This is a genomic window from Mycobacterium sp. 050134 (assembly GCF_036409085.1).
Taxonomy (GTDB): domain Bacteria; phylum Actinomycetota; class Actinomycetes; order Mycobacteriales; family Mycobacteriaceae; genus Mycobacterium.
Map to the genome: position 1 here is coordinate 170,823 of NZ_JAZGLV010000015.1, position 11,007 is coordinate 181,829.

At 71.5% G+C, this 11,007-nt stretch carries 11 protein-coding genes and 2 pseudogenes; 2 read left to right on the top strand and 11 right to left on the bottom strand.

The genetic code is table 11. From position 1 onward, the window contains the following. Positions 1-41: 41 nt before the first annotated feature. The 11 genes from SKC42_RS19100 to SKC42_RS19150 all read right to left on the bottom strand — a co-directional run bounded on the left by SKC42_RS19100 (position 42) and on the right by SKC42_RS19150 (position 10,511). Positions 42-371 carry a hypothetical protein gene (locus tag SKC42_RS19100; protein WP_330965837.1) on the bottom strand — a complete coding sequence of 110 codons (330 nt, stop codon included), beginning with the start codon at positions 369-371 and terminating at the stop codon, positions 42-44. A 173-nt stretch (positions 372-544) separates the two neighbouring features. Next, positions 545-2,167 carry a chaperonin GroEL gene (gene groL, locus SKC42_RS19105; protein ID WP_330965838.1) on the bottom strand — a complete coding sequence of 541 codons (1,623 nt, stop codon included), beginning with the start codon at positions 2,165-2,167 and terminating at the stop codon, positions 545-547. Positions 2,168-2,252: 85 nt separating this feature from the next. After that, positions 2,253-2,555: a co-chaperone GroES gene (groES, locus tag SKC42_RS19110; RefSeq protein WP_007167930.1), complete on the bottom strand. Its 303-nt coding sequence runs from the start codon at positions 2,553-2,555 to the stop codon at positions 2,253-2,255. 234 nt (positions 2,556-2,789) lie between these two features. After that, the gene (gene tsaD, locus SKC42_RS19115; RefSeq protein ID WP_330965839.1) at positions 2,790-3,824 is read right to left on the bottom strand and encodes a tRNA (adenosine(37)-N6)-threonylcarbamoyltransferase complex transferase subunit TsaD; all 1,035 of its coding nucleotides are present in this window, start codon (positions 3,822-3,824) and stop codon (positions 2,790-2,792) included. Continuing rightward, the gene (rimI, locus tag SKC42_RS19120; protein ID WP_330965840.1) at positions 3,821-4,291 is read right to left on the bottom strand and encodes a ribosomal protein S18-alanine N-acetyltransferase; all 471 of its coding nucleotides are present in this window, start codon (positions 4,289-4,291) and stop codon (positions 3,821-3,823) included. Before rimI ends, tsaD begins: the two co-directional genes overlap by 4 nt. After that, positions 4,288-4,914, bottom strand: coding sequence for a tRNA (adenosine(37)-N6)-threonylcarbamoyltransferase complex dimerization subunit type 1 TsaB (gene tsaB, locus SKC42_RS19125; RefSeq protein WP_330965841.1), 627 nt, complete (start codon positions 4,912-4,914; stop codon positions 4,288-4,290). The genes rimI and tsaB overlap by 4 nt, the downstream gene beginning before the upstream one ends. Then, the gene (gene tsaE / locus SKC42_RS19130; protein WP_330965842.1) at positions 4,905-5,378 is read right to left on the bottom strand and encodes a tRNA (adenosine(37)-N6)-threonylcarbamoyltransferase complex ATPase subunit type 1 TsaE; all 474 of its coding nucleotides are present in this window, start codon (positions 5,376-5,378) and stop codon (positions 4,905-4,907) included. Before tsaE ends, tsaB begins: the two co-directional genes overlap by 10 nt. Continuing rightward, positions 5,371-6,480: an alpha/beta fold hydrolase gene (locus SKC42_RS19135; protein ID WP_330965843.1), complete on the bottom strand. Its 1,110-nt coding sequence runs from the start codon at positions 6,478-6,480 to the stop codon at positions 5,371-5,373. The genes tsaE and SKC42_RS19135 overlap by 8 nt, the downstream gene beginning before the upstream one ends. Then, a complete protein-coding gene (gene alr / locus SKC42_RS19140; protein ID WP_330965844.1) occupies positions 6,470-7,645 on the bottom strand; it encodes an alanine racemase in 1,176 nt (391 codons plus the stop codon). Before alr ends, SKC42_RS19135 begins: the two co-directional genes overlap by 11 nt. A 39-nt stretch (positions 7,646-7,684) precedes the next feature. Continuing rightward, the gene (locus SKC42_RS19145) at positions 7,685-9,067 is read right to left on the bottom strand and encodes a glutamate decarboxylase (protein WP_330965845.1); all 1,383 of its coding nucleotides are present in this window, start codon (positions 9,065-9,067) and stop codon (positions 7,685-7,687) included. 22 nt (positions 9,068-9,089) lie between these two features. Further along, positions 9,090-10,511: an NAD(P)H-hydrate dehydratase gene (locus SKC42_RS19150; RefSeq protein ID WP_330965846.1), complete on the bottom strand. Its 1,422-nt coding sequence runs from the start codon at positions 10,509-10,511 to the stop codon at positions 9,090-9,092. 117 nt (positions 10,512-10,628) lie between these two features. On the opposite strand from SKC42_RS19150, the pseudogene SKC42_RS19155 reads away from it, so the two are divergent. Together SKC42_RS19155 and SKC42_RS19160 are read left to right on the top strand one after the other, a co-directional pair. After that, a pseudogene (locus SKC42_RS19155) lies at positions 10,629-10,931 on the top strand (class I SAM-dependent methyltransferase); the annotation flags it as partial. Further along, a pseudogene (locus tag SKC42_RS19160) lies at positions 10,925-11,007 on the top strand (hypothetical protein); the annotation flags it as partial. The pseudogenes SKC42_RS19155 and SKC42_RS19160, both read left to right, overlap by 7 nt.

Consider the following 11,007-nt stretch of genomic DNA (forward strand, 5'->3'; position numbering starts at 1 on the left):
CAACGGCGCCGGGCGGCATCCGCATTCCCGAGCTGGCCCCGCTAGGGGCACATGAAGCTGATCGGAGGGCAGTGCCTGATGGTGATCGCCTCGATCGGCGGGTTGTCGCCGTCCCAGATCGAGGTCGGCCGGCCCTGCATGGTGACGTTGCCCATCCCGTATTGGGTCGGGTACCAGGTGTGGCAGACGTTCCAGTCCCAGTCGATGTATTGGTTCACGACGTAAGGCATCTGCTTCGGGTTGCCCGGGCACCAGCGGTGCGGTGCCATCGTGTCCGCGTGCGCGACGCCCACGCCCCACCCGGTCAGTGCGGTACCCCCCGCCAGCAGTGCACCGGCGATGAGTGTCTTGGTCGTGCGGGCAAACAGCATGATGGCCGTCCTCTCTGGTGTGTACGTGCCTACCAGTGCACAAGCCCCGCCTCGCTACCGATCCCAACAAATCGAATCCGAGGAGCGAGGCCCGCGGCGCGCGACCAGACGCATGAGCCGGCCCAGCAACGAAAACGCCCCGGCCAGATGACCGGGGCGCTTCGCTTCGCTACTCAGTGATGGTGGTGACCATGCCCATGGCCGTGGTCGTCTTCCGCCTCCGCGGGCCTCTCCACCACCGCGGTCTCGGTGGTGAGCACCATCCGGGCCACCGAGGCGGCATTGACCACCGCCGACCGGGTCACCTTGACCGGGTCGATGACGCCCTCGGCCACCAGGTCGCCGTAGGTGAGGGTCTCGGCGTTGAGCCCTTGTCCCGCGGGCAGTTCCGAGACCTTGTTCAGCACGACCGACCCGTCGAGCCCGGCGTTGGTGGCGATCCAGTACAGCGGCGCGCCCAGCGCCTCGGAGAACACGTCGACCCCGAGCGCCTCGTCTCCCGACAGCGAGCCGCTCAGCTCCTTCAGCGCCTTGCGCGCCTGCAGCAGCGCGGTGCCGCCACCCGAGACGATGCCCTCTTCCACGGCGGCCTTCGCGGCCGCGACGGCGTCCTCCACGCTTTCCTTGCGCTCCTTGAGGGCGGTCTCGGTGGCCGCGCCGACCTTGATGACGGCCACGCCGCCGGCGAGCTTGGCCAGCCGCTCCTGCAGCTTCTCGCGGTCCCAGTCCGAGTCGCTCGCCTCGATCTCGGCGCGCAGCTGCTTGATGCGGCCCTCGACCGCCTCTTTCGAGCCGCCGCCGTCGACGACGATCGTGTCGTCCTTGCTGACCACGACGCGGCGCGCCGAGCCCAGCACCTCGAGACCGACCTCGCGCAGCAGCAGACCGGTGTCGGGGTTGACCACCTCGCCGCCGGTCACGATCGCCAGGTCCTGCAGGAACGCCTTGCGCCGGTCACCGAAGAACGGCGCCTTGACCGCCACGGCCCGCAGCGTCTTGCGGATGGAGTTGACGACCAGCGTCGCCAGGGCCTCGCCCTCGATGTCCTCGGCGATGATCACCAGCGGCTTGCCGGCCTCGGCGACCTTCTCCAGGATCGGCAGCAGGTCGGGCAGCGAGCTGATCTTGTCCTGGTGCAGCAGGATCAGCGGATCGTCGAGGACCGCCTCCTGGGAGTCGAAGTCGGTGACGAAGTAGGCCGACAGGAAGCCCTTGTCGAAGCCGACGCCCTCGGTGAACTCCAGCTCGGTGCTCAGGGTGGAGGACTCCTCGATGCTGACCACGCCGTCGGCGCCGACCTTGCTCATCGCCTCGCCGACCAGCTCGCCCAGCCGCGCGTCGCGCGATGAGACGGTCGCCACCTGGGCGATCGCGTCCTTGCCGGAGACCGGGGTGGCCGCGGCCAGCAGCGCCTCGGACACGGCGTCGGCGGCCTTGCTGATGCCGGAGCCCAGTTCGATGGGGTTGACGCCGGCGGCGACCAGCCGCAGGCCGCCCTTGACCAGCGCCTGCGCCAGCACGGTCGCGGTCGTGGTGCCGTCACCCGCGACGTCGTTGGTCTTGGTGGCCACCGACTTCACCAGCTGGGCGCCCAGGTTCTCGAACGGGTCCTCCAGTTCGATCTCGCGCGCGACGGTGACTCCGTCGTTGGTGACCGTGGGGCCGCCGAAGGCCTTGGCCAGCACCACGTGGCGGCCGTGCGGGCCCAGCGTCACGCGGACCGCGTCGGCGAGCTTGTTGACGCCCGCCTCCATGGCGCGGCGCGCGGTTTCGTCGTACTCAATAACCTTGCTCATCAGGCTCCTTCACGCCCCTCTACGCATGCCGCCCCGGAAATCACCCGCGGTCATCTGCGGGGATCGCCGGGGCGGAACACGGTGCTTACTTGGAAACGACAGCCAGAACGTCGCGGGCCGACAGGATGAGATATTCCTCGCCGTTGTACTTGATCTCGGTGCCGCCGTACTTGCTGTAGATGACGGTGTCACCCTCGGACACGTCCAGCGGGATCCGCTTCTCGCCGTCCTCGTCCCAGCGACCGGGGCCGACGGCGACGACGGTGCCTTCCTGCGGCTTCTCCTTGGCGGTGTCAGGAATGACCAGACCGGACGCGGTCGTGGTCTCGGCCTCGTTGGCCTGCACGAGAATCTTGTCCTCGAGTGGCTTGATGTTCACCTTCGCCACGATTGGAGCCCTCCACTTGAGATCGGGTCCGGGTCTCCGGACCGGAGTTGGCGGTCGGTCGGGGCAAGCCCCGGGCCGTCCGGATTATCAGGTGTTCGGCATTCGGCCGTGTCCTCGCGCCGTCGTCGCGGGTGCCGACGCAGGGGAGCGCCCGATTGCCACCTAGCACTCTATACACGCGAGTGCTAGCACTCAAGGCCGCCATGCTGCTTCCTGGATGTTCGCCAGAAGCGATCAGCTGACCTGGCCTTTTACCACCGGTAGGCCCGGGTCGCTCGGCACGTCCAGCGGTGACGGCGACGCCCCGGCGGCGACGAGGTGCGCGGCGAAGGACGCGATCATGGCCCCGTTGTCGGTGCAGAGCCGGGGCCTGGGGATCCGCAACGTCAGGCCGGCCGCCGCGCAGCGCTCCTCGGCCAGCTCGCGCAACCGCGAATTGGCGGCCACTCCCCCGGCGATCAGCAGCGTCGAAACCCCGAGCCCGCCGGCCGCGCGCACCGCCTTCTTCGTCAGCACGTCGGCGACGGCCTCCTGGAAGCCGGCGGCGACATCGGCGCCGGCGGCGTCCGGGTGGCTCTCGATGTAGCGCGCGACGGCGGTCTTGAGCCCGGAGAAGCTGAACGCGTACGGGTCGTCGCCGGGCCCGGTCATGCCGCGCGGGAACGCGGGGATCTCCGCGGGGTCCCGGTCGCAGGTGCGGGCCAGGTCGTCGAGCACCTTGCCGCCCGGGTAGCCCAGCCCCAGCAGCCGCGCTACCTTGTCGTACGCCTCGCCCGCGGCGTCGTCCACGGTGCTGCCGAGCTCGATCATCGGCTCGCCGAGGGAGCGCACGTGCAGGAGGTGGGTGTGCCCGCCGGAGACCAGCAGCGCCACGCATTCGGGCAGCGGCCCGTGTTCATAGACGTCGGCGGCCAGGTGCCCGCCCAGGTGGTTGACCGCGTAGAACGGGACGCCCCAGGCGGCGGCGTACGCCTTGGCGGCCGCCACGCCGACCAGCAGGGCGCCGGCCAGCCCGGGCCCGATCGTCGCGGCGACGACGTCGGGCTTGTCGATTCCGGCCGCCGCCAGCGCGCGGCGCATGGTGGGGCCGAGCGCCTCCAGGTGCGCCCGCGAGGCGATCTCGGGGACGACGCCACCGAAGCGGACGTGTTCGTCGACGCTGGAGGCCACCTCGTCGGCCAATGACGTGACCGTGCCGTTCCCGTCGAGCCGGGCGATGCCGACTCCCGTTTCGTCGCACGAGGTTTCGATGGCCAAGATGATCGTCATGTGAGCGCTTCCCGCCGCATCGTATAGGCGTCGGCGCCGCTGACCCGGTAGTAGCGCTTGCGCAGTCCGACCTGCTCGAACCCCACGCTGCGATACAGCGCGATGGCCGGCTCGTTGTCGGTGCGGACCTCGAGGTAGACGACGCCGCCGTCGGCGAATTCCAGCAACTGCCCGAGCAGCCGGCGGCCGATGCCCCGCCCCTGATATGTCCGGTCCACTCCGATGGTGTGGACCTCGTACTCGAACGGCGGGGTGCGGCCGAGCCGCGAGATGCCGGCGTACCCGACGAGCGCGCCGCCGACCCGCGCGGCCACGTAGTGGTTGTGCCGGCTGGCCAGCTCGCGGTTGAAGGCCGCCGCGGGCCACGGGTCATCGCCGTCGAACAGCTGCCGTTCCAGCTCGGCGCAGCGTGCGGCGTCGGCGGGCATCAACGCGCCGAGCGTGACGGGTTCGCTGGGGGCGGTCATTCGCGCGCCGCCATCGGTTTGGCGTCCGGGCGACGCAGGTACAGCGCCACCAGCGGCAAGGGGCGCTCCGACCAATCGGGCACCGCGGCGACCAGCCCGGCAGGTGTCGGGTAGACCGGTCCGCAATGCGGCAGGTCGAAAGGCGCGGCATGCTCCCGCGAGCCGGCCACCGCCCGCGCCGCGCCGGGATCCACGTCGCCGGGGGCGTTGACTCCCGGGCCCGCCATCCGAAACCCGTCGCGGTAGCGCGCCCAGTACACCTCGCGCCGACGGGCGTCGGTGACCACCAGCACCTCGCCGGTGGTGCGGACCCCGATGGCGTCCAGGCTGCACACGCCGCGCACCGGGACGCCCAGCGCGTGCCCGTAGGCGGCCGCGGTCGCCATCCCGGCCCGCAGCCCCGTGAACGGTCCCGGACCGCAGCCCACCACCACCGCGTCGAGGTCGGCCATCGTCAGCCCGGCGTCGGCCAGCGCGGCCACCGCGTTGGGGGTGAGCCGTTCGGCGTGCGCCCGCGCGTCGACGGTGACCCGCTCGGCCAGCACGGCGCCATCCCCGACGCGCACGATCCCGGCCGTCACGGCCGGCGTCGCGGTATCCAGGGCCAGGACGATCACGACCACTCCCAGGTCGCGATCCGCACGTCGGACCCGCTGAGCCGCTCGAGGCGGACGTCGAGGTGACGCTCGGCCAACCGCTCGGCCAGGCCCTCGCCCCACTCGACCACGACAACGGAGTCGTCGAGATCGCTGTCGAGGTCCAGCGAGTCGAGCTCACCGAGCAGGTCGGCGCCGGATTCGTCGAGCAAGCGGTACATGTCCACGTGGATCATCGCCGGCGCCCCGGGGCGGCGCGCCGGATGCGCGCGGGCGAGCACGTACGACGGCGAGGTGACCGGGCCGTCGACGTCCATGGCCGCGGCGATCCCCTTGGCCAGCACGGTCTTTCCCGCCCCGAGCGGCCCCGAGAGGACCACCACGTCGCCGGCGCGCAGCTGCCCGCCCAGCCGCGACCCCAGCGCGAGCGTGTCCTCGACGCGCTCACACGTGGCGGTGCCGGCCCGCCCGTTTGCCGCGAAGCTATCCACCGCGCAGCCTTTCCCGCAGCCGCCGGGCGGCCAGCCCCATCCGGCCGGGGGTGGCGCGCTTGACCAACCGGACCAGCCCGTCGTTGATGGCCTCGGGCTTGTCCAGCAGCGCCAGGTGGCTGGCGCCGGGCACGATGACCAGCTCGGATTGCGGCAGCGACGCCGCCATCTTGCGCGAGTATTCGTCCGGGGTGAGCAGGTCGTGGTCGCCGCAGGCGATCAGCGTCGGGATCCGCAGCAACGTCCACAGCCCGGCGGTCTCGTCGTGGTGCTCGAGGGCGTCGAGAAACCCGACCATGGTGGGAATCGGTGTGCCGTTCATCATCCGCTGGGAGAACGCGTCGAGGCTGCGGCTGACCTGCAGGTCGCTGTAGGACGCCGCCCGCAGCACGGGGCCGATCAGCGACCGGGACACGTTGCGGCCGCGATGCATCAGCTTCGGCGCCGAGCGCGCGGTGAACCGAAACGCTTCCAACGCGGGGTTTTTCAGGATCTCGCCGAGCGGCGACCGGGTGACGCCCTCGGCGGCCGAGGAGATGATGGCCGCCCCGACGATGCGGCGCCCGTACTGGTCGGGGAACTGGCGGGCGTGGGACAGCACCGTCATGCCGCCCATCGAGTGGCCGACGAGCACGACCACCCCGCGGGGCGCGGCCACCTTCAGCACGCTCTGCAGGTCCTGGCCGAGGTGGGTCAGGGTATAGGTCTCGGGTGAGGCCTCCCCCGAACTGCCGTGCCCGCGCTGATCGTAGAAAACCATCCGGACGTCGCGACACAGTCGTTCCGGGAGCCGGGTGCGCTGAAAGTGGAAGGCACCCATGCGCAGACAGAACCCGTGCACGAACACCAGCGTCACGAGGGCGTCCTCCGGGCCGGCCTCGCGGACCGCGAGCGGCACCCCGTCGGGGGTGGTGACCACGTACCCACGGTCGTCGTCGATCGTGTCGAAATCCTCACCCGCGTAAGGGTCTTCGGCGTTGGCGGCGCGCTGGGTCATCGAGCGGCGGGCCGAGGCCCCGACGATGGTGGCGAGGGCGGTGAGCCCGGCGCCACCCGCGAGCCAGGCCTTGCCCCTGCCCCGGCGGCGTTGGTCAGGACTCAACGGTTCGCGCCCCGCGGTAGGTCCGGGTGATGCGCCCACGCGGGCTGGTCACCACCTCGTAGTGAATCGTGCCGAGCAGGTCGGCCCAGTCCTGCGCGGTCGGTTCGCCGCCGGCGCCCGGGCCGAACAGGATCGCCTCGTCGCCCTCGGCGACGTCGGGCCGGCCGGGGCCGAGGTCCACCACGAATTGGTCCATGCAGACGCGCCCGACGCCCGGCCGGCGCCTGCCGTTGATCTGCACCTCCAGGCGGCCGCCGAGCGCGCGGAAGATTCCGTCGGCGTAACCGACCGGCAGCAGCGCCACGGTGGTGTCGCGCTCGGCGATCCAGGTGTGCGCATACGACACGCCCTCCCCTGCCCGCACCGACTTGACCAGCGCCACCGGGCATTTCACCGTCATCGCCGGCACCAGCCCCATGTCGCCGAGTTCCGGCACGGGGCTCAGGCCGTACACCGCGATGCCGGGCCGCACCAGGTCGAGGGCGAGGTCTGGGCGCGCCATCGTGGCCGACGAATTCGACAGGTGGCCCACCTCGAACCGCAACCCGGCGCCGCGAGCCTGCTCCTTCAGGTCGCGAAACCGTTGCGCCTGAATGTCGTTGATGGGGTTTTCCGGCTGGTCGGCGAACACCATGTGCGACATCAGCCCGCGCAGCCGGACGGCGTCGTCGGCGACGGCCCGGCGCAGCGCGGCGACCATCGCCGGCCACTGCGACGGCGGCACCCCGTTGCGGTTGAGGCCGGTGTCAACCTTGACCGTCAGCGTCGCGGTCCGGCCGGTCCGGCGCACCGCGTCCAGCACCTCGTCGAGCTGGCGTTCCGAGGAGACGGCGATCTCGACGTCCGCGAGCAGCGCAGGCCCGAAGTCGGCGCCGGGCGAGTGCAGCCAGGCCAGCGCCGGGGCGGTGATTCCGTCGGCGCGCAGCGCGAGCGCCTCGTCGACGGTGGCGACGCCGAGCTCGGCCGCCCCGGCCGCCAGCGCGGCGCGGGCCACCTGGGTGGCGCCGTGGCCGTAGCCGTCGGCCTTGACGACGGCCATGACCTGCGCCGCTCCGGCATGCTCGCGGAGCACCCGCACGTTGTGCTCGACGGCGCTCAGGTCCACGACGGCCTCGGCGAGGACGCCGGGCGTCAGGGTTATCGGCGCAACGGCCCGCCCGCTCATGGCCGCCATTGTCCCAGAAGTGCCCCTGGCGCCGGGAAATCAGTGCGCGAAGTGCTGCGCGTCGTAGTGGCCACCGGGCTTGACCTTGTCGAGGGCGGTGAGCGCCGAGACCGCGTCGTCGTGCAGCGCGCGCGCCAGGTCGGCCGACAAGCCCTCCCGCACCACGATGCGCAGCACGGACACATCGGTGGCGTTGTCGGGCATGGTGTAGGCGGGCACCTGCCAGCCGTAGGTCCGCAGCTCGTGGGAGACGTCGAACTCGGTGTACCCGCGGTCCCCGGACAGCCGGAACGCCACCACCGGGATCGCCGACCCGTCCGAAACCAGCTCGAAGTGCTCGCTGACGCGCAGCTGCTCACCCAGCCAGCGGGCCGTGCCGGACAGGGCGTGCATCACCTTGGTGTAGCCGTCGCGGCCCAGCCGCAGGAAGTTGTAGTACTGGCCCACCACCTGGTTGCCGGGACGGGAGAAGTTCAGCGTGAAGGTCGGCATGTCGCCGCCCAGGTAGTTGACGTGGAACACCAGGTCCTCGGGCAGGTACTCCTTGCTGCGCCACACCACGAACCCGACGCCGGGGTAGGTCAACCCGTACTTGTGGCCGCTGACGTTGATCGACACCACCCGCGGCAGCCGGAAGTCCCACTTGAGCTCGGGGTGCAGGAACGGCACCACGAACCCGCCGCTGGCGGCGTCGACGTGCACTGGCACGTCCACCCCGCCGCCGGCGGCCAGCTTGTCCAGGGCCGCACAGATGTCGGCGACGGGCTCCAGCTCGCCGGTGTAGGTGGTCCCGAGGATCGCCACCACGCCGATGGTGTCCTCGTCGACGGCGTCGACGACCTGCTCGGGGGTGATGACATACCGCCCTTCCTCCATCGGCAGGTAGCGCGGTTCGACGTCGAAGTAGCGGCAGAACTTCTCCCAGACCACCTGGACGTTGGACCCCATCACCAGGTTCGGCCGGCGGCTCTCCCAGCCCTTCCCGACCTTCGCCCGCCACCGCCACTTCATCGCCAGCCCGCCCAGCATGACGGCCTCGCTGGAGCCGATGGTGGACACGCCGCAGGCGCTGGAGGGGTCGGCGTCGTCCAGGGCCTCGGCGTGGAACAGGTCGGCCACCATGCACACGCAGCGCTGCTCGATCGCCGCGGTCGCCGGGTACTCGTCCTTGTCGATCATGTTCTTGTCGAACGTCTCGGCCATCAGCCTTCCGGCCTCCGGGTCCATCCACGTCGTCACGAACGTCGCCAGGTTCAGCCGGGAGCTGCCGTCGAGCATCAGCTCGTCGTGGATGAAGCGGTACGCGGCCTCCGGGTCCATCGACTCGTCGGGCATCCGCAGCGCGGGCACCGGGGCGGTGAACAGCCGGCCGGTGTAGGCGGGGGTGATCGCGTGTGCGGGCAGGGACGGGTGTTGGGGCACTGCGGAATCCTTTCCTGGGGTCCTAAAGGGCGGCCAGCGCGGCCCTGATGTGCGGAACCATGCGGGACGACGACGTCGGCGCGTCACCGGGGCCCGGGTCGGCCGCCGCCAGCGCCGCCGCGCGCGCGTGCACGAACGCCGCGGCCGCCGCGGCCTCGGCGGCGGGCAGGCCGGAGGCCAGCAGCGCGCCGATCATCCCGGACAGCACGTCGCCGGAGCCGGCGGTGGCCGCCCAGGACTGCCCGGCTGGATTGAGGTAGACCGGACCGCCGGGATCGGCGATGACGGTGACGTTCCCCTTGAGCAGCACGGTGGCGCCGAACGTGTCGGCCAGCTTGCGGCAGGCGCCGACGCGGTCGTCCCCGGGCGGGTTCCCCGCGAGCCGGGCGAATTCACCGGCGTGCGGGGTCAGCACGGTCGGCGCGGCGCGGCTGACGACCAGTTCGGGGTGCGCGGCCAGGATCGTCAGCCCGTCGGCGTCGACGACCACCGGCAGGTCGGTTTCCAGCGCGAACCACAGCGCCGCGGCCCCGACGTCGTCGGTGCCCAGCCCAGGCCCGACGACCCAGGACTGCACCCGGCCGGCCGCCGCCGGGGTCGGCGACGCGATCACCTCGGGCCACCGCGCCAGCACCTCGCGGTGCGCGCTGCCGGCGTAGCGCACCATCCCGGAGTGTGCGGCGACGGCGGCGCCGGTGCACAGGACGGCCGCCCCCGGATACGTCGACGAGCCGGCCATCACGCCCGTCACGCCTTGGGTGTACTTGTCGTCGTGCGGCCCGGGCACCGGCCAGCGCGCGGCCACGTCGGCGGCCTCGAAGCCCAACAGGTCCGTCTCGGACAGGCTCAGCCCGATGTCGACGAGCCTGACCCGCCCGCAGTCGGCCAGCGCGTGCACGGGCTTGAGCCCACCGAAGGTGACGGTCAGCGCGGCGTGCACCGCCGGACCGGTGATGGCGCCGGTCGCCACGTCGATGCCGCTGGGGATGTCGACGGCGACCACCGGGATGCCGGCGCGATCGACCGCGGCGAACACTTCGGCCGCGGCCGGCCGCAGCGGCCCGGAGCCGGCGATGCCCACCACGCCGTCGATGACGAGATCGGTTGTCGGAGCGACCTTTTCCACGATCTGGCCACCCGCCCGCAGCAGCGCGGCGAGCCCCTTGCGGTGCGTGTGGTCCGGGCTGAGCAGCACCGCGTCCGCCGCCGCGCCGCGGCGGCGGACGAACGTCGCCGCCCACAGGGCGTCCCCACCGTTGTCTCCCGAGCCGACGACCGCGCAGACCCGGCGGCCGGCCACCCCGCCCGTGCGGGCCTTCAGCTCGCCGAGGATTTCGGTGGCCAGCCCGAACGCCGCGCGCTTCATCAGGGCACCGTCGGGCAGGCTGGCCAGCAGCGGGGCTTCCGCCTCGCGGATCGCGTCCACGGAGTAGTAATGCCGCATCGGACCAAGCATTCCATGGATGCGCCCGCCTCTTGAACCTCGCTCACCGGTCATCACGTGTCATCGTTCGGGCGTACCCTCGCGCTCGACCTGACGGCGACCGGAGATGGGGTGGACATGGCACGGACGGACGACGACACCTGGGACCTTGGCAACGGTGTGGGAGCCACCGCTACCGGTGTGGCGGTGGGCCGCGCGCTGGCCAGCCGCGGCGACGAGCCACTGATCGACGATCCGTTCGCGGAGCCGCTGGTGCGGGCCGTGGGCGTCGACTTCTTCACCCGGTTGGCAAGCGGCGAACTGGATCCCGCGCAGGTCGACGACAACGGCGACTTCGGGATGGTCCGCATGGCCCAGATGATGGGCATCCGCACCCGCTTCTTCGACGGGTTCTTCCTGGCCGCGGCGGATGCCGGCATACCCGGTTGCTGGACGCAGAGTTTCCGAAGTTTCGGCAGTTGCTGCCAGCCGAGCACACCGCGGTCGCCACGATCAA

Coding starts and splice junctions, on each gene's coding strand:
- SKC42_RS19100 (WP_330965837.1), bottom strand. CDS start 371: ATGCTGTTTGCCCGCACGACCAAGACACTCATCGCCGGTGCACTGCTG.
- groL (WP_330965838.1), bottom strand. CDS start 2,167: ATGAGCAAGGTTATTGAGTACGACGAAACCGCGCGCCGCGCCATGGAG.
- tsaD (WP_330965839.1), bottom strand. CDS start 3,824: ATGACGATCATCTTGGCCATCGAAACCTCGTGCGACGAAACGGGAGTC.
- rimI (WP_330965840.1), bottom strand. CDS start 4,291: ATGACCGCCCCCAGCGAACCCGTCACGCTCGGCGCGTTGATGCCCGCC.
- alr (WP_330965844.1), bottom strand. CDS start 7,645: ATGAGCGGGCGGGCCGTTGCGCCGATAACCCTGACGCCCGGCGTCCTC.
- SKC42_RS19150 (WP_330965846.1), bottom strand. CDS start 10,511: ATGCGGCATTACTACTCCGTGGACGCGATCCGCGAGGCGGAAGCCCCG.